A 24,552-nucleotide genomic window follows, 5' to 3' on the forward strand; every position below is an offset into this window, starting at 1 on the left:
CACAAAATGAAGCAGATAAAATGTACTTAAAAGCAAATCCGAAATCAACAAGCCACTTATACTATTATCGATATAAAAACACCAATAAAATTGATCCTATGAAGCATGAGCATCCTTAAAAATCAAGCAGCAATGAATTATGATACTAATCTTAATTCCACCGTAAAGTTGGAAAAAAAACACTGCAATGGCATCCCCTAAAAAAGGGATTCATTTTAAAAAAGAAAAAATCACCTAAAAGGGGGAATGTAATTAGTAAAATAATTGAATTAATTTGTTAGGGCACTAATTGATTAGTGAGCAAGATGAAAAGGTTATCTTTTATAATGAGCTTTTTATGTATTCAAATAGTATTGAATGCACAAAGAATGAACATTGACAGTTTAATGCAACATGTACAAAGCATGCCCAATGATACCACAAAAGTGAACAAACTAAATGAATTAATTGGGTTACTGCAATTTCAAAATCATGATAAAGCGGAAGAATTATCGTGGGAATCTATTCAACTGGCTCAAAAATTAAATTATACATTAGGGCTGCTGATTGCCAGAAGATTAAGAGGCGTATTGTACATTGACAAAGCACAATTAGATAGCGGCAAATATTTTTATGATAAAGCATTGGCTTTAATTAAGCATTCAACCCAACCGGCCTTCATAAAACAAAAGGGATTATTAACCCACAATTACGGAGTTATTTATCATCAACGTCAATTGTACGATTCAGCCACCATGCAATACTTAGAAGCCATAAAAATTTTCAAAAGCATTCATGAAGAAGGATTAACGTTTTTCCCTTGCTTAAATTTAGCTACTATTTATAGTTTTTTAAACGAGAACAACAAAGCATTGTATTATAGCAAAGAGGCCATAAAAGGAGCAGAAATACTAAACGACAAAAGCAAGTTGGTAATAGCCATTAATCAGGAAATGTCAGTTCATATAGCCTTAAAAAATTTTGACAGCGTGCATACACCTTTACGAAGAAATATTGTACTGGCTAATTCACTGCAACATTTCTATGCCGAGGGAAAAGCCTATCACTTGTTGGGCAAATTTTTTTCGGAAGGAAAAAGAATGTTCGATTCATCTATTGAAAATAAAAAAAGAGCATTGGCATTAATGCAAAAAATTCGAAATCAATATGAAATAACAAGCCTTACGGAAGATATTGGTTTTGATTATTTACAAAAAGGCGATTACAATGATGCCAAATATTATTTAACTCAATCTATTAGTCTGGCTGAACAATTTGGATTAGACCAAATTAAACAATATGGTTTAGAAAACATGGTAACAGTAGAAGAAAAATTAGGAAATATTCCGGCGGCTTATCAATACCTAAAAGCGTACACTACTTTAAAAGATTCACTGGAAATTCGTTCGAATAAAAATTATTTGTTTGAGTTAGAAGCAAAATATCAAAATGCGAATAAAGAATTACAAATTGCACAATTAGAGTCTGAAAAGAAAATTCATGAACTAGCATTGAAACAAAATAAAATTTGGAATTATATACTCATTGCAGCATCCATAACATTATTTATAATTGGTACGCTTACCTATCGCAATTACAAACATAAACAAACACTGCAACAACAACGTATTATTGAACTGGAAACACAACAACAACTGGCTGCCACAGAAGCAATTCTGAAAGGTGAAGAACAGGAAAGAACCCGCTTAGCCAAAGATTTGCATGATGGATTAGGTGGAATGTTATCGGGTATTAAATATAGTATGAGCCTTATGAAACAAAATTTAAAAATGACACCCGAAAACGAACAAGCATTTGAACGAAATTTAGACATGCTGAATTCATCCATCAATGAAATGCGCAGAATTGCGCATAACATGATGCCCGAAGTATTACTTAAATTTGGATTAGATGCTGCTTTACATGATTTATGCCAGCAAACAAATGAAACAGGTGCCATTGAATTAAAATATCAAAGTATTGGCATTAAGGATAAAGTTTTTGAACAAACAACAGCCATCCATATTTATAGAATTGTACAAGAGCTGATTAATAATATTGTAAAACATGCCCATGCACAACAAGCCATTGTACAAATTACAGACGATGACAATATTATACACATTACTGTTGAAGATAACGGCAAGGGCATGCCGGAGAATAAACAAGCACTTTCAAAAGGAATTGGATGGAATAATATATACAGCAGGGTAGAGTATTTAAAAGGGAAGGTAGATATTCAATCTGCACCGGGAAAAGGTACATCTGTTCAAATTGAACTTAATGTATGATAACAAAACTGTTCATAGTAGATGACCATTATATGGTAATTGAAGGCATTCATGCGTTACTGCAAAATGAAAAAAACATTGAGTGGATAGGGCATGCTATGAATGCAGATTCATGCCTGGCTTTTTTACAACACCAACAACCCGATATTATATTAATGGACATCAGCCTTCCTGATACCAGTGGTATTGACTTATGTAAGATGGTTAAAACAAAATATCCGGCTATTCATATAGTTGCCCTTAGCACATTTAATCAACAAAGCTTTATAAAAAAAATGATGGAAAATGGGGCTTCCGGTTATTTATTAAAAAATGCTTCCACAAAAGAAATTTTAGATTGCATTGAAACTACCATGAAAGGTAAATCTTATTTCAGCTTTGAAGCGGCACAAACATTACGGTATCATTCCGATGATGAAATAATTTTAACTCTTCGTGAAAAAGAAGTTTTAATGCTTATTGCCGAAGGATTAACGAATCCGGAAATTGGACAGCGTTTATTTATCAGCACTGCTACAGTTGATTCACATCGAAAAAACATCCTCACTAAATTCAATGTAAAAAACACGGCGGCATTAATACATGCAGCCGTAAAAAAAGGCTTCTTATAAATTGCCTTTTATTTAAAGAAATTAATCATGCCATTACTCGGTTATTTTGGTACATTTAAGTACTAAATTGTAATGTATGTCTGTTACTGCTACTATTCATCAGGAACAATACCAAACCCTTTTAGATACACCATCGGGTATATTCATAGCCGATGAACATATTGAAGTGGGCGGAACACAAAAGGGAATGAACCCACATGAGTTATTATTGGGAAGTTTAGCATCCTGCACCGCCATAACCTTACGCATGTATGCCAATAGAAAAGAATGGCCATTAGAGAGTGTTCAGGTAAACGTGAATATTACAGTTGAAGCAGATGCAACCAAGGGTACCATTATTGAAAGAACCATTCAACTAAACGGCAATCTTTCTACCGAACAAAAAGAAAGATTATTGTATATTGCCAATCGTTGCCCCATACACAAAATCTTGTCAGGAGTTTTACACATAGCAACCAATTTAAACAACGGTATATGAACAAAGAAACGCTTACAAAAAAATACACCAATGGTACCATTACCATTGTGTGGAAACCGGGTGTTTGCATACACTCAGGTATTTGTGTCAGGGGCTTACCCCAGGTTTTTAATACAAGTTTAAAACCCTGGATTAATATGCAGCAAGCTAGCACCGAACAATTAATAGCACAAGTAAGCCAATGCCCATCGGGTGCTCTATCGTTTTATCATAATGACGAACAAGATGATCTCACCATTCAGGTAGATGCAGAAACAAAATTAGAAGCAGTTCCTAACGGACCACTATTGGTGTATGGCAATGTACTGATAAAAGATGCCTATGGACATGAAACCAGAAAAAACAAGGTAACTGCTTTTTGTCGATGCGGACATTCAGGCAACAAACCCTTTTGCGATGGAACACACAAAAAGATAGGCTTTAAAGATGGAATTGAGCCATGAGCTAATTCTTACCTCGTTTTATCTTTTTAAACAAAAAATTTACTGTACTTTATCTAATTGCAAAACCGGAGCATTCTGAATGGATATTTCTTTGACCTGATGAAACACAGCCGGTTTCACACCTTTTACCAAAGGTGCGGTTAGTCCATCTATTTGCAAACCAAGTACATTGTTAGCATAGATGACAGGGCGTTCATCGGGCTTTATGGTTTGTAGCTGAATATTAGTTAAACGCATTTGTTTTACATTTCTTAAAAATAATCCATAAGCCGGCGTAACGCCTAATAAATAAGGTTCGGGATACCCTTTTCCCAATTCGGGAAATACCCTTTGTGCACTGTACTTTGAGCCGCCACCTTTATACTGAATAGTAATATTGCGCAACTCAATATTTTCAACCGGTTGATTCGGAACACCCGTAATTTGTATGCCACTAAGCGTATCGGCATTCAATATGCGAACATTGCTTATGTAAATATTTTTAATTGTACCGGTATGTGTTGTTGCTAGCGGCCCCCTGTTTCTGTTACCCAGCGTAATATAAATAGGATAATGATGCACATTATCCATAACAATATTATCTACAACAATATTATTCATTTCACCGCCATCTACTTCTTCTAAAGCTAACCCATCACAATATCTGAATATGCAATTACTGACAATGCAATTTTTAAACCCACCATTCGATTCGGTTCCAAATTTTATTCTTCCACCCGACCAACCTACCGCTGCCGGTATGCAAGTTCCATCTAATAAAGTGCCTTCTTTAAAAGCAGAAACAGTGCAGTTAGTAATGATAACATTTTCGGTGGTTACTGGTTTGTTTAATGCATAGGAAGCCTTGGGGCATATGGCATCATCATTGGGACTATTGACTTTACAGTTGTTCACGGTTACATTAGCACAAGCATCAATATCAATTCCATCACGATTGGTGTCAATCAATAAATTATCAAGTGTTACCCAGTTACAACCGGTTAATAAAATAGCAAAATGACCACCATGGTAAATGGTAACATCTCTAATAAAAACGCGTTTACAGTTTTTTAATGCAATAGCTTTATCGGCTTTTCCAATAGAGCCCTGAAGAATATTTCCTCCTGCCTCATTGTCTTCACGGGTAATAGCACCACCGTCAATCATGCCACTTCCCGTTATGCTTATATCGTGTAAATCTTCTCCCCATATTAGACTATTATGAAAATAGGTATGCCCCCCATCCTGGTATTGTGTATAAGGAAAAGCTTCAGCAGTGTCATAAACATTTAATTCAGGATTGGCGCCAACAATTACTGCACCACTTGAAAGATAAATATGTACGTTACTTTTCAAATGAATGCTTCCACACAAATACTTTCCTGCCGGAATAAATACAGTACCGCCACCTGCTGCAGCACAAGCATCAATAGCTTTATTAATGGCTATATGATCTAAATGTTCGCCATTTCCAAAAGCACCATAATGCTTAACATTAAAAATGGCATCACTAATATTATTGGATTGTGCTTTAAGTGAACATTGCATTATCAAATACAAAAATGCCAGGCAGATTAACTTCATTGATTTCATGGGAAAATGTTAGCTTAAAAGAATTTAGAGCCATTAAAGTTAATGCTTGCTGCTGATTTCATACTTATAAATCAGATTAAACTTCTGCCCAACTTCACTACTGCAATAAACCATATTTCAATTAAATGACTGAGTAGGGATGGTTGCTCAGCAATTTTTTGTCATCTGCCTTTTCTTAATTACATTCGGTAAGGGTGATGAAAAATTCATACCTCACTCATTTGCAATCATTTCATTTTTTGAGCAACAACTAAACATGCCGTATGAATAAAAAATTAGTTTTATGGTCAATTACCGTTGGCTTGGGCGGTTTGCTATTTGGTATGGATGTAGCTGTTATATCCGGTGCAGAACAAGCCATACAACAACTGTGGCAACTGAGTAACTGGATGCATGGTACGGCAATAGCTATGGCATTATATGGTACTGCATTTGGTGCAGCCTTTGGCAATATACCTGCCAATAAAATAGGCAGAAAGAAAACACTGTTTTGGATTGGTGTTTTATTTTTAATCACCTCAATCGGGGCTGCCGTCTCAACTAACGTATATGCATTTATGTTATTCCGTTTTATTAGCGGATTAAGTATTGGTGCCTCATCCGTAGTTGCGCCGGTGTATATTTCAGAAATTGCCCCACCAAAATACAGGGGTAGAATGGTAATATCATTTCAATTAAATGTGGTAGCGGGTATATTAATTGCCTATTTCTCTAATTACCTGTTACAAGGTTTTGACGGTAAAAACGATTGGCGTTGGATGCTGGGTGTTGTTGCTATTCCTTCTGCTGCATTTTCCATACTAATGATATTTACCCCTGAAACACCCCGTTGGTTGGTATTGTATAAAAAAGATGATGATGCCGCCAGAAAAGTATTGGCCCTTACGGAAGACAATACCGATCATTTAATTGAACGTATTAAACAATCGGTTAGTTCCAATACAGAACGGTTATTTCAAAAAAAGCATCTTCGACTGCTGATATTGGCGTTTCTTATTGCATTTTTTAACCAGCTTTCCGGCATCAATGCCATCATTTACTTTGCACCTAAGGTTTTTGAAATGGCAGGCATAGGCCGAAGTGCTGCATTATTTTCAACTGTAGGTATTGGTGTAGTGAATTTAATTTTTACTATTATCGGCTGGTCGTTGATTGATAAATTTGGCCGCCGAACGCTAATGTTTATCGGATCTTTCGGATATATTATTTCCCTATCATTAATTGCCATTGCTTTTAATAGTGATAACCATAGCTTGATTGTTTATTATGTATTTATGTTTATAGCAGCGCATGCTATAGGCCAAGGAGCGGTAATTTGGGTATTTTTATCTGAATTATTTCCCAATGCCATTCGTGCCAGCGGTACATCGTTCGGCTGTTTAACCCATTGGTTTTTTGCAGCATTGGTTGCACAAGTATTTCCATTTTTTGCAGCTACGGTTTCAGGCACCGCTATTTTTGGCTTCTTTGCCTTTATGATGGTATTACAACTTTTGTATGTTTGGAAAATGATGCCGGAAACAAAAGGCATTGCGTTAGAAAATATGGAAAGCACCCTTGTATTACATTAACATCAATATCAATTTTTTAAAACTATGGCAGTGCATGTATAAATGCGGTAATGGTTTTAACCAATTGGGCATTAATGGGTAAACTCGGATTATTGTAAGTAGCAATATTGGCATTCCTATCGCCATTTACATTCTTAAAAATATGATTCATCCCGGGTATCATAACCAATTGGGCGGCAGGATCAGCTTGCGCTAATAATTTTGCATCGGCTTCCGAAATTTGTATATCGGCCGTACCTTGAATAATACAAACGGGCATATCCTTCAATGCAGCAATAGCTTTTGCAGGATTGTATTGAAACCACGAAATTAAATAAGGCTGAACCGAAGGGCGAAACAAACTATACAACAAAGGATTGACATAACGTAAAGTATCCCCACGTTGTAAGGTATCTATATCAGCATAAATCATTTGTTTAAATGGTTCCGGCTGCGTAGCCAATTGAGTTTTTAAAATATCAGCCGCAGGCATCCCCGCCCCTGCTATCGACACAAAGGCATTCGCGTTATGCTTTGCAGCCAACATACCAATGAGCGATCCTTCACTATGGCCAATAACAACTATTTTATTGAATCGCTTATCTTTTTGCAATAATTGTAGCCAGCCAATGGCATCATTTACATAATCATTAAAGCGAATATCTTTTTCTGCCTTTAAGGCCGCAGCACTGGCTCCCACCCCACGTTTATCGTATCGTACACTGGCAATACCATATTTAGCCAAACTATCCGCTAACATTCGCAGGCTGCCATTGTGCATGGTAGGATTATTTCCATTTCTGTCTGTAGGACCGGAACCGGCTATAATTAAGGCTACAGGTATAGGTGTATTTTTTTCCGGAAGGGTTAAGGTACCTTCAATAGAACCGGATGCCGTTTGCAAAACAATAGGAGTTTCATGCACTGCTGCCGGTGTTTGAGCAAATGATGAAGAAAATACAGTAGTGATACCAATGATAAAAGTTATGAAAATAAATGTATGCTGTTTCATGTTAATGATTTTGTTGCAAATAATTATCTACCAAATGGGCGGTATGTTGCAGATTTTGAGGACTATAACCATCTAAATGGCCGGGAATAACGTAGGTGGCACGGGCAAAGCGTTGTATGGTTTTTTGAATTGCCAATCGCCATTCGGGCACATTAGCATCCGACAAATTACCAATATCATTGGTTGCTACACTTTTAATAAAACAGCCACCGTACAATATTTTTTCTTTTGGAAACCACACGACAATATTATCGCCACTATGGCCGGGGCCGGGATAGTAGGTTTGCAACTGTACATTACCTACGGTGAAAACAGTATCGTTGGCAAAAGTATATTGTGCTAATCCTTCCTTTTTTTTGATACACAAGTTCTGTGTTTGAAGAGAACTATAGGTTTTTATGCCTTTTGAAGCGTAATAAGGTAAGCCAATGGTTCTATCTGCATGAAAATGGGTTGCAATGCACAACACCACCTTTTGATGGTGCCGTTGCCATATGGAATCTAATAAAGGTTGCAATTGGGTAGTATCCCATGGTGTATCAAGCAATATCACCCCTTTATTAGAAACCACATACATGCCATTAGCCGGATACGGCAACCCATCTACGTTACCATAGGTTATATAAACATAAAAATTGTCGTGCAAGGGTCGAATTATAAGTGGCGCATGATTGGACTGAGTAAACGCAATTAAGGGAAAGTTGAATAAAAGAAAATACCGTATGAAAAAATGATACCAAGGTTTCATGGCAAAAACAAAATATAGGGAAAGGTAAGCAGAAGTAACGGAATGGCTATCATTCTCTGAGCCACAATTACCTTTATTGCATAGATTGACTTTTCTTAAAATCTACTTTTAACACCATACCCACCTGTAATCCAATACCATTATTTGCAACATGATTGATTTGACCTTTCACATCAAAAATTCCTAATTCAGGAATAATACCAACTACGGAATTCAAATTATGCGCCCACCCAATACTTCCACCCCAAATATTAACGTAGTTATTGGCTTTACCACCTAGAGCCGTAGGAATAATGGTTTGTAGTAGCCTTCCATTAAAAGTGATGGAAGAATTTACATTCAACTGTCGTGTAACAGACACTGCTGTACCCGGCGACCAGGCAGATTTATGATTATCTAAAATGGTTAAATAGGCATACCCGCCACCCACAATAACAGCCACTTGATAGGGTGCAGTTGTAGGTGTCAATCTTATTTTAGCATCAAAAGCACTGCCTAATGTTGGGCCTACAGATGACCAAGGCATGGTAACGGTACATAATCGATATCCAATATCCACATTTCTTGAAATTCCCAAACGTAAACCGGCATGTGCTAAAAAGGGGGTGAAATTATTGGTAGCGGGATTTTTTATAAAAGTTACCTGACCACCGGTTCCACTTATGAAAGCGAAATCTTTAGGCGCTACTGTTGCGGCTGTTCCAAAATTCAATAACCATTGCGCTTGCAATTGATGAACAAAGCCACAAAACGCCAATATGATGAGCATTTTTTTTGTCACTGCTTGATCGTTTTATTGAGTGTTGGTATTTGTATTCATAAAACTAAGCAAGCAGCGCTAATTCCATTCATAAAAAACCCCTATAAGTCAATAAGGCTAAACTATACGCACTAATGCGGTTAGAAACTCATTGAACAAACATTGATGACAAATTATACTGTTTAATTCTTAGCGGGCGTAATAATAATATTTCTAAATTCTATGGGACCATGATCGCCTTGAAAATAAATGGGCCCCGGGGCGGCTTCATCACTATCTAATGCACCACCGGTAATGCCGGGTATTTCACGGTTACAAATTACTTTAACACCATTGGCAACAACGGTAACCATTCTGCCAACCAAAGTAATATCAAACGACTGCCATTCACCGGGCGATTTGGCTACCATTTCACTGGGAGCAATAAATCCGTATATCGCACTGAATAAACCAACAGCCGGCTCTTTGCCCTTGCTATCTATAATCTGCACTTCATATCGGCCGCGCAAATACACACCACTATTGCTTTCTGCCGGATATTTGAATTCAACGTGCAATTTAAAATCTTGAAATTTTTTATCGCTTACCAGGTTAGAACCCGAATGCGGGCTTTTCAACACACCATTTTCAACCACCCATTGGTTGGGCCCCATGGCATGCCATCCGGTTAAATCTTTACCATTGAATAAACGAATAGGCTCACCCCATACCACCGGCTTATTGCGATGCAAGCGAGGAGCTCTATGTGCAGTCCAGGTAAAATTTTCGCCCTCACTGCTTATGCCGGTTCCAACCAAACTATCCCCCTGTAAGGTACCTTCAATACTCAAATATTTAGTTGCTGCTTCCCATTGGGGTGGAATAGCAAAATGCATTTTATTGTTTTCGAAAAACACTTCCGAAATAGGGCGTGCACTGCCACCGGGACCTACAAATTGCCCCACCAACGTTTTCAAGCCGGAATGATAAACGCCTAACCAGGAAGGCAATGCCTTTCCGTTTACATGCAATACCATATCCCAACTGCCTTCTAAGGGCGATGCTTCGGGTGGTTTTACTATTTCCTGCGCCTGCGCGTTAAAAATGTGCATAACTAGCATGAATAAAGGAAGGTAAACAAACTTTTTCATAAGCTTAATTGATTAAATGGCTAAGCAATACAATGGACTATCCTTCAACAAATAGTACTTGATAGGTGATTGAAATTAAAGTTTTTGAGGGAGGCGACAAAGAAAAAAAGCAATTATATAAAAGGTGATTAACATTTTTAGGGTAAAATATAGGGATCCTAACTAATACCACCAAAATTCCGCCAGCTTGTCACATCTCTTTAACCCAATCTGAGTCGAACCTGACTCGAGACTGATTCGACTCAACAGCGTTGTGCAACGCTGTTGATGGGGAGAAATATCGAATTTGCCTGCTGTCATATTTGCAGTATTCATTACCCCTTAACGGCAGGCATTAGGTAAGGTATTCTCCCGATGTAGAAACTATTGAAAAGCAGTGGTTTACACGAAAGTTCATGCATTTATAAAAAATGTTTATCATTGTTTTTGCATCTTTCCCTTTACTTTGCAGCCAATAAAAATGGAAGTATGGAATATAGAAAGTTAATTGCTATTTCGGGCATGAGTGGTCTTTATGAGCTGGTGGGCAGTAAAACCGACGGTGCCATTGTTCGCTCATTAGAAGACAATACCACCAAATTCGTCAGCAGCCGTAAACACCAATTTTCACACATTGAAAGTATTGAAATATTCACCATTCGCGAAAATGTGAACCTGGTTGATGTGTTTAAAGCAATGGATAAAAGCAGTGAAGTCATTCCTTCCGAAAAAGATCCCAAAGCCATTAAAGATTATTTTAAAAAGGTTTATCCGGAAATGGATTTTGACCGTGTTTATGCCAGCGATATGAAAAAAATGGTACGCTGGTACGGCATTATCAAACAAAACGATATTCCGTTTGAACTGCCTGACGATGCTGAAGCTACCGAAGCTTCTAACGAAGGTTAATGTTTCATCATAAATCTTTCCATAACGCTGTACCCTTTGGGTATGGCGTTTTTTTTACCACTCCTGTATATTCCTGCAAAAAAATTCGGCTTTTTGCCTGTTTTTCTTAATTTGTGCTGTACCTATTGGTTATGCATTGAATCAGCAACATGCAGCATTTAACCTAATTCAATCGTTGAACTTATGCCTAAATGTTTCAATAAAATAAATTTTGTAATGAAGTCTTTCAATCTTATTTCATTTTCCGGCAATGCACAATTCAACACACAGCACTCAAAATCACCACGCTTTGCAGGTTATTTATGTATGTTATTAAGTGCACTAATGTTTTCCACGAAAACTATTCAGGCACAAGACTTTTATAAACATTCAAAAGCGGCTGACAAATGGGTAAACCATACATTTAAAAAAATGAGCAAAGCCGACCGTATTGCCCAACTAATGATTGTACGTGCCCATAGTAATTTGGGGGAAGAACACCTACAAGCTGTTACACAATTGGTACAACAATACCATGTAGGGGGTTTATGTTTTTTTCAGGGCGGACCGGTAAGACAAGCCTTATTAACCAATTACTATCAAAGTATTGCAAAAACCCCATTAATGATTTGTATTGATGGCGAATGGGGACTGGGCATGCGCTTGGATAGTGTAATACCTTTTCCACGACAATTATTATTGGGTGCCATTAGCGATAATGCACCTTTAATGTACACAGTAGGAAGAGCTATTGGCGAACAATGCAAACGCATGGGCATTCAGGTAAATTATGCACCCGTAGTGGATATTAATAATAACCCGCAAAATCCGGTGATTAACGATAGAAGTTTTGGAGAAGATAAATACAAAGTAGCATTATACGGTACGGCCATTATGCAGGGTATGCAAAGCGAAAACATTATGGCTTGTGCCAAACATTTTCCCGGACATGGTGATGTAGCTGTTGACTCACACAAAGACCTGCCCGTTATTAATAAAAGCATGGCTCAGTTAGATTCATTAGAGCTTTACCCATTTAAAGCATTGATAAAAGCAGGTGTGGGAAGTGTTATGATGGGGCACTTATTTGTTCCTGCTATTGATACCACTGAGCACCTTGCCACCTCAATATCAAAAAATGCAGTAACAGGTTTACTGAAAAACCAACTTGGCTTCAAGGGTATTACTTTTACCGATGCATTGGAAATGCAGGGTATTGCTAAATTTTTTCCTGCCGGACAAGCTGCACTGCAATCATTAATTGCCGGCAATGATATGTTGTGCTTACCCGGCGATGTGCCCGGCAGTATTCAACTGATTTTACAAGCCATTAAAGACAAGAAACTAAGCTGGGACGATATTAATGCAAGAGTGAAAAAAGTTTTATTGGTTAAATACAACATGGGCTTAGCGAAATTTACGCCTATTGATACTACTAATCTGGTAAACGACTTAAATAGTAAGACTGCCCAACTAAACGAAACTTTAGCCCAACAAGCCCTTACCGTAGTTTCCTTAAACAACAATGCCTTAATTCCGGTACGCTCAACAAAAAAAATAGCTTACGTTTCTATTGGCGCCAATGGAATACCGTTTATTGCACAACAATTACAAAATAATTATGGCACCCGTATATTTAGTTTTGCCAATAAAGCAAAAATGGGTAATGAAGTAATGGATAATTTGAATAGTCAGGAACCTTTTGCAAAATCAGACTCTGTTACTGCCAATCGTTTATTGCAAAGCATTACAGCCAATCAGTATGATATAGTGCTGGTTGGTTTGCACAATTATAGTCGCCGCCCTGCCAATAATTTTGGCATTGATGCTCCCTCGGTTTATTTACTGCAACAATTGCAGCAATTGCCCAATGCCATCATCATTACATTTGGTAATCCTTATGCAATTAGCAATGTATGCAGTGCACCCAATTTAGTTTCTGCTAATGAAGATACCCATGATACCCAAATGGCTGTTTACAAATGGTTGACTGATAGTTTAACAGCAAAGGGAACATTACCTGTTTCGGTTTGTACAAATTTACCTTACGGTACCGGATTGCAGTACAACAGTTGGTTTCCAAAAACAAATCCGGAATTAGCAGGAATGAATGCTACAACCTTATTACAAATTGACAGTATTGCACAAGAAGGCGTAGATAAAGGTGCCTATCCCGGTTGTGAAGTATTGGCTGCACGCAATGGAAAAGTGGTATATAATAAGGCCTTTGGCTATTTAAACCCTGATCAACAAATTCCGGTAACCTTACAAACAGTTTACGATTTGGCCTCAGTCACTAAAATTTCAGCCACTACTGTAGCTGTTATGAAATTAGTAGATGAAGGAAAAATTGACATTCAAAAAACGTTAGGCGAATATTTGCCCCAGGCAAAAGGCACCAATAAAGCAGGTTTGGTATTGAAAGATATATTATTACATCAGGCCGGTCTGGTACCATTCATCAGTTTTTATAAAGAAACCATTGATTCCGTAACGGGCAGGCCTTTACCACAATACTTTGCTACACAAAAAGATGCGCAACACCAAATAAGGGTTGCAGAAAATCTCTACCTTAGAAACGATTGGGAAGACACCATTATGCAACGTATTATGAAAAGTAAGTTATTGCCGCACGGACATTATGTGTACAGTGACAATGACTTTATTCTGTTGGCTAAAGTGGTGGAAGCAGTTACCGGAAAACCCCTTAATGAATATGTGAGCGAACAGTTTTATGAACCTTTGAAAATGACATCAACTACATTTTCACCTCGCAAAAAAATTCCTTTAGACCAAATTGCTCCTACAGAAATAGAAACACATTTTCGAAACCAGCAAATGTGGGGCGATGTGCATGATGAAGGTGCTGCAATGTTGGGTGGCGTAGCAGGGCATGCCGGTTTATTCAGCAATGCATATGATTTAGCCCAATTGTACCAAATGCTGTTGAATAAAGGTACCATGAATGGGAAGCGATATTTATCGGAAAAAGTTGTGAATGAATTTACCGCCTATAACAGCAATATCAGTCGTCGTGGATTAGGATTTGACAAACCGGAAAAAAACAATGCCAATTCCAAAGATCCGTATCCTTGCAAAAGTGCCTCACCACTAACTTTTGGCCACACCGGCTTTACAGGCACCTGTGTATGGGTTGACCCACAATACAACTTGGTGTACATTTTTCTGAGTAACCATGTTGACCCTACACGAAATAATAACCTGCTGTTTAACCTGCACATACGGCCTAATATTCAGGAAGTATTGTACAAGGCCATACAGTAATAAGATAAATTGTTTACATTTATGGAAATTATGATTTAAATACTTCCATCAACCACTGCTAAAAATACTTCCATGCAACGCAAACCTTTTTATTATGGTATTTTATTGGCAGGCATTTGTATGCTCGCAGCCTGTTCCTCTAAAATGCCCAAAGAATTACGCCTCATTCCTAATGATGCATCTACCGTAATTTGTATTAATAATGATCAAATAAATACCAAACTAACTACCGCAGGTATTTCCATAGATTCTGTGATACAACAACTCATAAAAAAAGATACAGGCAATAGTGAATTAGTACATCAGTACCAGCTATTACAAAAGGCCGGTATTAATTTTACCAATAGGGTAATGATTTTTAAGACCACTAAGGTATATGCCAACAAATCATACAGCAACTTTTTAAGCATGATTATTGGCATAAATGATAGCAGTAAATTAAGTGCCTATTTAACACAAATTGATTATTTAAAGGGCCGCGATATTCATAAAGAAAAGGAATATGCCTTTATACAAATGGATGGCAAAGGCATTATTTCATGGAACAAGGAAAATGCCATCCTTACCATGCAAGATTATACCGAACAACCCAGAGGCTTATTTCCCGATAGCATTATGCGGGTAAATGAAACAGATAATATTAGCCAGGTTGATGAATTGAAAAAAGAAGTGAATCGCTATTATACGGAAAGCAATAGTGCATCAATAAGTGTAGTACCGTTAGTGAAGGATTTATTCAAACAATCGGCTGACGGATATTTTTATACAAATAGCACAAATGCACTTAGCACATTAAATATGGGCATGCTGCAGTTGCCTAAATTAGCTGAATTGTTGAACAACAATATTACTACCGGTACTTTTAATTTTGAAAAAGGTAAAGTAGCAGCTAATACCAATTTCTATCCCAACAAATTAATGAAAGCTATTTTACAAGCATACAAAAGCGGCAAGGTTAATACAAAACTCATAGAACATTATCCCTCAAAAAACATTGATTTTGCCATGCTTATGGCATTTAATCCGAAAATTATCAATGGCATTTTACAGCAATTAGATGTAGCACCGTTGGTGAATGGATTTTTAGACAAATCAGGCATTCCATCGGATGCTGTTTACAATGCCTTTTCAGGTGATATGGCATTGGTAATATCTGATATTAACCCTAAAAACTATGCACAAAACAATAATCAATGGGGTAAATATTTGTTGAACATGGCCATTGGTAATGACAGTAGCTTTCATAGCATTATGGATAAAATTGCCGAAATGGGATTCATAACAAAAGAAAAAGACACTTACCAATCGGGCAAGTTGATGCGGGATATGCATTTAATACTTTTTGCGAATAATAAAAACATGATTATTACCAACGATAGTGCATTGCTGGTTGCTTATAATAATAACAATGCGCCTGCACCTTTGAGTGACAATGTTTTGCAACAAATGCAAAATACCAATACATTCATGTACAGCGATATTGGAAAAATAATTGACGAATTTGCAACCGACAGTAGCAGTTCAAATGAATTGATTCATCATACCTTCAAAGACATCGTTATAAAATCAGAACCATTTAATGGCACAAATACTTCAAGCAATTTTGTATTACGCATGCAAAATGAATCGCAAAATAGTTTGGTAAGCATGCTGCAATTATTCCCTTACATTTCTGATCAAATGCAAAAGAACAGAGCAGCACGCAAGCAAGATGGGAAAGGTAATCCGGAATCTATTTTCAATGTTCCGTTTTCCTCACGCCTTGGTAGTTTATAATTTGAACCATTAATGCAATGCAGTTACAAATTCAGCAAGTGGTACCCATACCCCTAAAGCCCAATTTATTAAATAGGCAAAGTGATATTTGGTTGAAGGGAATTACTTTTTTACCCGGAACAAGGGTTAAGATAAAAGCAGCCAGTGGTACCGGCAAAACTACCTTCATTCATTTTTTATACCATTTACGCAATGACTATGAAGGCAACATTTTTTGGGGAGATACTGATATACAAAATTTTACACCTGCGCAGCTGGCACAACATCGCCAACAAAAAATAAGCATTGTTTTTCAGGATTTACGTTTATTTCCCAACCTAACAGCCCGGGAAAATATTGAACTAAAAAGAGTGATGCAACAGCCACTCTATCCGGAATCTACCATTAAAGAAATGGCTGAACAATTGGGCATTACGAAAATATTACACCAACGGGCAGGCATTTGCAGTTATGGGGAACAACAACGTATTGCCATTATTCGGGCATTAATGCAACCTTTTGAATGGCTGTTGATGGATGAACCCTTCAGTCATCTTGACCAAGAAAATACCCGAAAAGCAGCAGCACTGATTACGGAAGAATGCAATAAAAGAAATGCAGGTTTTATATTAACCGATTTAGATGATGATCATTATTTTACTTACCACCAAAATTTAGTGTTATAATTGCAGGCCTGGAATAACATATTGAAAAAAATTATTAAAACCGCTTCAGGAAGAATACGACTGATTTTAGCAATCATGGGACTTTCCGTTGCCTTGTTGTTAATACTTTCAGCTGTTCAATTACAGGCTAATTATCACGACTTATTGCACAGCAAAAGCAATCAAGACAGTATTGCCAATTTTTTGGTGGTAAACAAACAATTAACCAATGCCAATTATGGCAACACTACCTTATCTGCTACAGCTATTGATGATTTAAAAAAACAGCCTTTTGTAGATGCAGTAGGCATTTTAACCCCCAGCAGATTTAAAGCATCCATTGAAAGTTTCAGCAGTCAATTCCCATTTTATACCGACATCTCATTTGAAAGTGTGCCTGCTGCTTTTATTGATGTGGATAGCACACAATGGCAATGGCAACCCGGCAATGATATTGTTCCCATGATTGCGCCTAACCTATTTCTGGACTTTTATAATTTTCAGTTTTCACTATCGCAGAATTTGCCGCAACTCACACAAGAGATTGTGAAAATGATCATTTTTAAAGTGAATATACAAACGCCGAATGGGGTTGTTTCTTTAAAAGGAAAAGTAGTAGGCTTTAGCGATAGAATTACTTCATTATTGGTACCGGAATCATTCATGCAATGGGCCAACAACAACTATGGCACACTGAATAATGCGCAACCTTCAAGAGTAGTTATTCGTACCAAAGACCCGGGCAATCCCGCTTTGGTGCAATACTTAAAAGACCATCAACTTACTACTGATGCCGACAAAACACGCTTTAGCAAATACCGTCAAATTGTAAATGTTGTTGTACAAATTAGTGGCGTAACCGGCGGTATTTTATTGTTGTTTGCCTTACTCATTTTTTCCTTATTTATTCAATTAACCATTGCTTCGTGTAAAGAGGAAATACAATTGCTTGTTACTTTAGGTGCGGCCCCTAAACAGTTAAGAAAATTTTTAATGCACCGATTTTTTCCGCCCAATGTATTGATTATTATTGGTACTTTAATTATTGTAGCAATTATTCAATACCTGGTGGCTTTACGTTTGCAAAAGCTTTACATGTTTATTAACCCTATGCTTTCTATTTACACTTTTGCCACAGCGTTATTGTTTCTGCTAATTTTGTGGGTAGTGAATTATACCACAATTCAACGATACATTCAGAAAGAAAACTTATAACATTACTTAGCTTTAACGCCATGCGGCAATATTTTAAATATTTTTTGCGCTTAAGTTTCCTTGTTTACAGCTTATTTGCTATAGCTACTGCTATTACGGCACAAAGTAATTTACAACCCATTGGTTATTGGCGTGAACACTTTAACTATCAAAACACCACAACAGTTGTACAGGGAAATAAACTGTATTGCGCCACTCAAAATAATGTTTTTAGTATTGATGCAGAACAGAATGTTGAACGTTACAGCAAGGTTACAGGACTGAATGATGTAGGTGTTAGCACTATTGGGTGGGATAATACAACGCAACAATTGGTTATTGCCTATAATAACAGCAATGTAGATGTACTGAAAGGCAGTATCGTTACCAATATCAGCGATATTTTAAGAAGCAATATTAGTGGCAATAAAAGCATTAACAGTATATTCTGCAATGCAGGATTAGCCTATCTTTCCTCAGGATTGGGCATTATAGTGGCCAATTTGCAAAGCTATGATATTAAAGACACTTGGATTATTGGCAATAATGGAAATCAAGTAAACATTAACGCATGTTTATTATTCAATCAACAATTTTATGCCGCTACGGATGAAGGGTTAAAAACAGCACCGGCTATTGGGCTAAACTTAGCCAATTACAGCAATTGGAACAATATCAGCGGCACCAATGGACTTCCTGCCTTACCGGTTAATAATGTAATAGCGGCCAACAATACGTTGTACGCGCAAATTCAAAACAGTATTTATGTTTTACAAAATAACAATTGGTCATTATGGTACAATGATTCCAATTGGCCTATTACGAAAATTGAACCTGCAGGCAATAACTTATTAGTGTGTCAACGAACAGCAACCGGCAATAGCAGGGTAATAACATTAAATAATACTGCTACCATTATTAATACCATTGCTGTTCCTAACGTTATATCCTTTCCGAAAGACGCAATTATGGTAAACAATACCACCTGGATTGCAGATTATTATGGAGGACTTTCTGCATTCAACAACAATAGCTATCAACGATATATACCTAATGGGCCTTTAGGACCTGCCAGTGGCGATATGGTTTTTAATAATCAAACTTTATATGTTGCAGCCGGCAGCGTAAATGCCGCTTGGAATTACCAATACAACAGAAACGGTATTTATATTTTACAGGATGGTTCCTGGAGTGATATTGGCGCTTTTAATACACCTATTTTAGATAGTACGCTTGATTTTATTACTTTGGCTGCCGACAAAAGAGATGGCAGCATTTGGGCAGGAAGTTACGGAGGTGGCTTGGTGCATATTAATAACAACAACATTCAAATTTTTAAACAAAGTAACTCTACCCTACAACCCGCCATTGGTGACCCTACCAGTTATCGTGTTAGTGGCTTAGCTTTTGATGCCAACAATAATTTATGGATTGCCAATTACGGTGCACCGCAAAATTTACAAGTACTTCAAAATAATGGCAGCTTCAATGCCTTTGCTATCCCTTTTAGCTTAACCGAAAATGCCGTTAGCCAAATTGTAATAGATGATGCGAATCAACTTTGGATTGTTAGTCCTAAAAACAATGGACTCATTTGTTACAACTATGGCAACAGCATTACCGCTACCAATGACGACCAATGGCGAATGTTACAATCCGGCGTAGGAAAGGGAAATCTTCCCAGCAACAATGTTTACTGCTTAGCAAAAGATAAAAATGGATTTATATGGGTAGGTACCGATAATGGCATAGGCGTTGTGCAATGCGCTGCCAATTATTTCCAACAACCTTGCGATGCCGTATGGCCCGTTATTCAACAAGACCAATTTGCAGGATATTTATTTCAAGGCCAACAAGTACAATGTATTGCAGTGGATGGAGCAAATAGAAAATGGGTAGGTACCAACAATGGCGCATGGCTGGTTTCAGCGGAAGGCGATAAAATTATTCAACACTTTACCGTCAGTAACTCTCCGTTACCCGATAACAATGTGCAAAAAATTAGCATAGAACCCACTACCGGTGAAGTATTCATCAGCACATTTACCGGCATTATGAGTTACCGGGGTACTGCTACAGAAGGTAGTAGTACCAACGATAGTGTATTGGTGTTCCCCAATCCTGTTCCACCTGGTTATACAGGCACTATTGCTATTAGAGGTGTGGCAGAAAATGCCTTAGTAAAAATTGCCGACTTATCAGGGCGATTGGTTTATCAAACACAAGCCTTGGGAGGACAAGCCGTTTGGAATGGTTTAAATTATAAGGGCGAAAAAGTAGCCAGTGGCATTTATTTGGTATTGATACGTGATCAGGTTACAGGTCAGGAAAAGTTGGCTACAAAGATTGTGATCATCAGTGGCAGGTAGATGCATGAAATGCTTCAATAAAACAAATACAACACCGTTAATTACAACTGCAAGGCCATTCCGTACGCAAATCAATACAAGTTATTACTGTTAATACATCATTACATTCAGCCACTATAACACGCAAATATTGATTTTCCGCTGTTATTCCTTCTAAAGCATAGCGTTTATGGCAATCATCAGCCTGCAAATTACTTTTCCGGTAATCAATTTTCCCATGCGCAATTATTTCGGCAATTTCCTGCTCAGTAATATGTCTGCACTCCATACGGCAGCGGGCATGCCTTGAATATCGAATATATTTTGGATGAGGATTAAATTGAGAAGGTACACTGACACTTGTATTTGCAGCAGAACCGGTTACAACACCCTGTTGAGAGGGATTATTACAAGCCCATAGTAATAGCAAAATCAGCCCCCATTTCAGGTATTTTGTAAAAATATGCATGCCCAAATTTAGTGCGATTCCAAAATTTTTCATACCCTGTTAAAATTTCGCCGCCTTATTTCGGTCACTCACCGCCCAATATTTGCCGTCTGCCTAACAACCATTGTACACAGTAAAAGGCCGGCATAGTTTTGTGCCGATTAAATCAAGAAAATATGATTCCGTCACAAAACAGAAGCAATGGCAGATTATTCACCGGTTTAATTTTAATTGTCGGTGGGCTTTTATTGTTAGCTTATAAAATGGGCTATCCCATACCGGCATGGGTATTCTCCTGGCAAATGCTGCTTATTGTAATTGGCATTTTAATTGGCATAAAAAATCGGTTTCAAAATTTTGGATGGCTAATCCTTATTGCAATCGGCAGCTTTTTCTTGGTTGAACAGGAGTTTGCCTTTGCTGCCTTTCACCAATATTTTTGGCCAACATTTTTAATATTAGCAGGTATATTTTTTATTTTAAAACCCAAACGAAACCATTCAGGTTGCAAAAAAAAATGGCAACAAGATTACCAAAATATTAATGCTGTAAACAGCCCTGCCAATGTTCAAATTAATGAAGATGATGCCGTCAATATTAATTCCATTTTTAGTGGCATACAGCATACTGTAATTTCCAAAAATTTTTTAGGGGGAAAAATCAATAGTGTTTTTGGTGGTGTAGAAATAGATTGTACACAAGCTGATATTCAAACTGCTGCTTGTTTACAAATTGAAGCCGTTTTCAGTGGCGTTAAACTAATTGTTCCTCAAAACTGGAAAGTACAAAATGAAATGGACGGCGTATTTCATGGTGTAGATGATAAAAGAAAATTCAGCACAATTAACATGGATAACGACAGTAAAATACTTACACTAAAAGGATCTGCCGTGTTTGCCGGCATAGAAATTAAAAGTTATTAGTAATAACCGTTTGTTACAATTAAAACTAACCTGCATGAATCATAATAACAACCATAAACAAACTATTCTGGGCGCCGGTGGCGCTATTGGTACCGAACTTGCTAAAATACTGCCACATTACACATCAAACATTCGCTTGGTAGCTCGTAACCCCAAAAAAATAAATGCAACAGATGAGCTGATGCCGGCCAACCTGCTGAACAGAGAAGCCGTATTTAAAGCAGTGGAAGGCAGCAGTATTGTATATGTATTAATTGGCTTTGCCTATAACACAAAAGTATGGCAACAACAATGGGTGCCATTTATAAAAAATGTAATTGATGCCTGCCTTCAGTACCAATGTAAATTGGTGTTTTTTGATAATGTGTATGCGTTAGATGCCAATCAAATAGAACATATTACTGAACGTTCAGCCATTCATCCAATTAGTAAAAAAGGAAAAGTTAGAGCAGAAGTTGATAATCTGATAATCAATGCCATTGAACAGCAACAATTACAAGCCATCATTGCACGTTCGCCCGATTTTTTTGGTACTACAATTGACAAAAGTTTATTAATGACAATGGTTTACCAAAATCTATTGAAAGGGAAAAAAGCACAATGGATTTGCAATGCGAATGTAATTCATAGCATGGGTTATACACCTGATTTAGCGAAAGGCACTGCTTTATTAGGCAATACCAATAATGCGTATAACCAAATTTGGAATTTACCTGTATCAGACCAAACCCTTACCGGAAAAGAGTGGATTGAACTGTTTGCACATGCTATGCAGGTGCCGGCCAAAATGCAGGTATTACCCAAATGGGCTATTCAAACTTTGGGCATATTTATTCCTATTATAAAAGAGTTAAGTGAAATGACTTATCAGTATGATAGAGATTATTTTTTTGACAGTACCAAGTTTATCAAAACATTTGAATATGTGCCCACTACCAATTTTGCCGCGGTAAATGAGGTAGTCAATACATTAAAGGCAAATAAATAAATGGAATAATGTACTGAAAAAATACACCAATGGATATCCGTTAAAAGCAAACAAACAATTAATAAAACCGTTGAAACAACTTTTTTTATGAAATATTATATCGCTAAAATGGTGTTCAAAATACAATGCGGCAATGGTAACCATATTCCGCAATTTGATGAACAAATAAGGTTGTTTTATGCCAATAGTGCAAATATTGCCCTTCAAAAAGCAATTAATACGGGCAATGAAGAAGCACAAACGTTTATTAATAACAACCACCAGCTAGTACAATGGATATTCTTAGGCATTACCGATTTATTTGAAATTGAAAAACTTACTGACGGCATTGAATTAAGTTCATGCATTAAGGAAATTGACGAAGCAGAAAATTATGAGTATTTTACTCAAAAAAAGGCTGCCCAACTTCAAGAAAAACTTTTATTAACTCAAACGATAATTTAATCGGCAAGTGACTAAATCATTTTTCAACGGCAAAAACCGTATTATAGCCCTCGCCATTTGGTGGATGCTTTGGATAGTATGGCAATGGAATATTTTAATTATTTCAGGCCTAAACGTTTTTGTTGCAGCTTTCGACAGTTTATTGGAGAATTTGTTGTTATTCGCCAGCAGTTGGATCGTTATCAATAATATGCGTTATTATTTGCCCAAGAAAGAAAAATATGGATACACCATTATTACAAGTCTTATTTTGAGTTTAGCATCTGCTATTACAGCACAAATAATTGCACAACTATTATTTCCCAATAACATTTCCTATTTGCAACTTTTAAGAAGCACCTTATTTATACGCTGGGCATACGGGTTTTTAATGTTGAGTTCTATTACACTTGCTGGAATGATATGGTACATACAATTAGAAGCACAACAACAAGAAGCACAACAAGAAAATTTAACCAATTTGGCTAAGGAAGCTGAATTGGCAAAACTGCGCCAGCAATTACAACCCCATTTTTTATTCAATAGTTTAAATTCAATTAGTGCTTTAACATCTGTACAGCCTGAAAAAGCCAGGGTAATGATTCAACAATTATCTGAATTTTTAAGAGGCACTATTCGAAAAGAAGAACAATGGAATACATTAGAAGAAGAGCTTTCCTACATAAGCTTATACTTATCCATTGAACAAGTTCGCTTTGGCCATCGTTTATTAACCAACATCCAATCTAACGAAAATGCACTACCGTTAGTACTTCCCTCACTGTTAATTCAACCATTGGTTGAAAATGCCATCAAATTTGGACTTTACGATACTATTGGAGAAGTAACCATTAGTATTTCGGCAAAAGTTGAAAAAAATTATTTGATCATCACTGTTACTAATCCCTATGATGCAGAAACAGCTAATACCCTTAGCGGAACAGGCTTTGGTTTAAGTGCAATTAAGCGAAGATTGTGGTTATTATCTGGGCGCAACGATTTATTAGTAATTGATAAAACCAATAGCCGGTTTTCTGTAACACTGCAAATTCCGCAACCGTTAAAACCAACAAATGCATAGT

Annotated in this window: 21 protein-coding genes; 15 read left to right on the plus strand and 6 right to left on the minus strand. The window is 37.0% G+C overall.

The window, feature by feature from the left end; genetic code table 11:
* Positions 1 to 326: 326 nt before the first annotated feature.
* From LX80_RS11815 to LX80_RS11830, 4 genes are all read left to right on the plus strand, one after another.
* Positions 327 to 2,270, plus strand: coding sequence for a sensor histidine kinase (locus LX80_RS11815; protein ID WP_170120452.1), 1,944 nt, complete (start codon positions 327 to 329; stop codon positions 2,268 to 2,270).
* Entirely contained in the window at positions 2,267 to 2,881 is a 615-nt protein-coding gene (locus LX80_RS11820; protein WP_111296709.1) for a response regulator, read from the plus strand. Before LX80_RS11815 ends, LX80_RS11820 begins: the two co-directional genes overlap by 4 nt.
* 76 nt (positions 2,882 to 2,957) lie before the next feature.
* Complete coding sequence (locus LX80_RS11825) at positions 2,958 to 3,359, plus strand: OsmC family protein (RefSeq protein ID WP_111296711.1); 402 nt, start codon at positions 2,958 to 2,960, stop codon at positions 3,357 to 3,359.
* Entirely contained in the window at positions 3,356 to 3,802 is a 447-nt protein-coding gene (locus LX80_RS11830) for a (4Fe-4S)-binding protein (RefSeq protein WP_111296713.1), read from the plus strand. Before LX80_RS11825 ends, LX80_RS11830 begins: the two co-directional genes overlap by 4 nt.
* A gap of 39 nt (positions 3,803 to 3,841) precedes the next feature.
* Here LX80_RS11830 and LX80_RS11835 read toward each other — a convergent pair whose 3' ends face one another.
* Positions 3,842 to 5,374, minus strand: coding sequence for a rhamnogalacturonidase (locus tag LX80_RS11835; RefSeq protein ID WP_211307763.1), 1,533 nt, complete (start codon positions 5,372 to 5,374; stop codon positions 3,842 to 3,844).
* Positions 5,375 to 5,637: 263 nt separating this feature from the next.
* Between LX80_RS11835 and LX80_RS11840 the strand changes: the two genes are divergently transcribed.
* Positions 5,638 to 6,945 (plus strand): sugar porter family MFS transporter, encoded by a 1,308-nt coding sequence (locus tag LX80_RS11840; RefSeq protein ID WP_111296717.1) that lies wholly within the window; start codon positions 5,638 to 5,640, stop codon positions 6,943 to 6,945.
* Positions 6,946 to 6,967: 22 nt separating this feature from the next.
* Here the strand turns inward: LX80_RS11840 and LX80_RS11845 are convergent, their stop codons facing one another.
* The 4 genes from LX80_RS11845 to LX80_RS11860 form a co-directional block, all read right to left on the minus strand.
* Positions 6,968 to 7,936, minus strand: a complete 969-nt coding sequence (locus LX80_RS11845; RefSeq protein WP_111296719.1) for an alpha/beta hydrolase — start codon at positions 7,934 to 7,936, stop codon at positions 6,968 to 6,970.
* 1 nt (position 7,937) lies between these two features.
* Positions 7,938 to 8,684, minus strand: coding sequence for a BlaB/IND/MUS family subclass B1 metallo-beta-lactamase (bla, locus tag LX80_RS11850; RefSeq protein WP_111296721.1), 747 nt, complete (start codon positions 8,682 to 8,684; stop codon positions 7,938 to 7,940).
* Positions 8,685 to 8,757: 73 nt separating this feature from the next.
* The gene (locus LX80_RS11855; protein WP_146250493.1) at positions 8,758 to 9,465 is read right to left on the minus strand and encodes a hypothetical protein; all 708 of its coding nucleotides are present in this window, start codon (positions 9,463 to 9,465) and stop codon (positions 8,758 to 8,760) included.
* Between the two features lie 161 nt (positions 9,466 to 9,626).
* On the minus strand, positions 9,627 to 10,574 hold the full coding sequence (locus tag LX80_RS11860) for a 3-keto-disaccharide hydrolase (protein WP_111296725.1): 948 nt from the start codon (positions 10,572 to 10,574) through the stop codon (positions 9,627 to 9,629).
* A 468-nt stretch (positions 10,575 to 11,042) separates the two neighbouring features.
* Here LX80_RS11860 and LX80_RS11865 point away from each other — a divergent pair, with 468 nt between their 5' ends.
* The 6 genes from LX80_RS11865 (at position 11,043) to porZ (ending at position 20,709) form a co-directional block, all read left to right on the plus strand.
* A complete protein-coding gene (locus tag LX80_RS11865; RefSeq protein WP_111296727.1) occupies positions 11,043 to 11,462 on the plus strand; it encodes a DUF5606 family protein in 420 nt (139 codons plus the stop codon).
* Positions 11,463 to 11,678: 216 nt separating this feature from the next.
* Positions 11,679 to 14,726 carry a glycoside hydrolase family 3 N-terminal domain-containing protein gene (locus LX80_RS11870; RefSeq protein WP_245898054.1) on the plus strand — a complete coding sequence of 1,016 codons (3,048 nt, stop codon included), beginning with the start codon at positions 11,679 to 11,681 and terminating at the stop codon, positions 14,724 to 14,726.
* Positions 14,727 to 14,798: 72 nt separating this feature from the next.
* Entirely contained in the window at positions 14,799 to 16,502 is a 1,704-nt protein-coding gene (locus tag LX80_RS11875) for a DUF4836 family protein (RefSeq protein ID WP_111296729.1), read from the plus strand.
* Positions 16,503 to 16,519: 17 nt separating this feature from the next.
* Positions 16,520 to 17,167 carry an ATP-binding cassette domain-containing protein gene (locus LX80_RS11880; RefSeq protein ID WP_111296731.1) on the plus strand — a complete coding sequence of 216 codons (648 nt, stop codon included), beginning with the start codon at positions 16,520 to 16,522 and terminating at the stop codon, positions 17,165 to 17,167.
* A 21-nt stretch (positions 17,168 to 17,188) separates the two neighbouring features.
* Positions 17,189 to 18,361, plus strand: a complete 1,173-nt coding sequence (locus tag LX80_RS11885) for a hypothetical protein (protein ID WP_146250495.1) — start codon at positions 17,189 to 17,191, stop codon at positions 18,359 to 18,361.
* Positions 18,362 to 18,381: 20 nt separating this feature from the next.
* A complete protein-coding gene (gene porZ, locus LX80_RS11890) occupies positions 18,382 to 20,709 on the plus strand; it encodes a type IX secretion system anionic LPS delivery protein PorZ (RefSeq protein WP_146250497.1) in 2,328 nt (775 codons plus the stop codon).
* Positions 20,710 to 20,746: 37 nt separating this feature from the next.
* On the opposite strand, the gene LX80_RS11895 is transcribed toward porZ, so the two are convergent.
* Entirely contained in the window at positions 20,747 to 21,157 is a 411-nt protein-coding gene (locus tag LX80_RS11895) for a DUF4258 domain-containing protein (RefSeq protein ID WP_170120453.1), read from the minus strand.
* A gap of 155 nt (positions 21,158 to 21,312) precedes the next feature.
* On the opposite strand from LX80_RS11895, the gene LX80_RS11900 reads away from it, so the two are divergent.
* The 4 genes from LX80_RS11900 (at position 21,313) to LX80_RS11915 (ending at position 24,551) form a co-directional block, all read left to right on the plus strand.
* Complete coding sequence (locus tag LX80_RS11900) at positions 21,313 to 22,059, plus strand: LiaF transmembrane domain-containing protein (protein WP_111296739.1); 747 nt, start codon at positions 21,313 to 21,315, stop codon at positions 22,057 to 22,059.
* 34 nt (positions 22,060 to 22,093) lie between these two features.
* A complete protein-coding gene (locus tag LX80_RS11905) occupies positions 22,094 to 23,047 on the plus strand; it encodes an NAD-dependent epimerase/dehydratase family protein (protein WP_111296741.1) in 954 nt (317 codons plus the stop codon).
* 87 nt (positions 23,048 to 23,134) lie between these two features.
* Positions 23,135 to 23,491, plus strand: coding sequence for a DUF4288 domain-containing protein (locus LX80_RS11910; protein WP_111296743.1), 357 nt, complete (start codon positions 23,135 to 23,137; stop codon positions 23,489 to 23,491).
* A 7-nt stretch (positions 23,492 to 23,498) separates the two neighbouring features.
* On the plus strand, positions 23,499 to 24,551 hold the full coding sequence (locus tag LX80_RS11915) for a sensor histidine kinase (RefSeq protein WP_245898055.1): 1,053 nt from the start codon (positions 23,499 to 23,501) through the stop codon (positions 24,549 to 24,551).
* Position 24,552: the final 1 nt, after the last annotated feature.

It is taken from the genome of Hydrotalea sandarakina, from assembly GCF_003254115.1.
GTDB lineage: Bacteria > Bacteroidota > Bacteroidia > Chitinophagales > Chitinophagaceae > Hydrotalea > Hydrotalea sandarakina.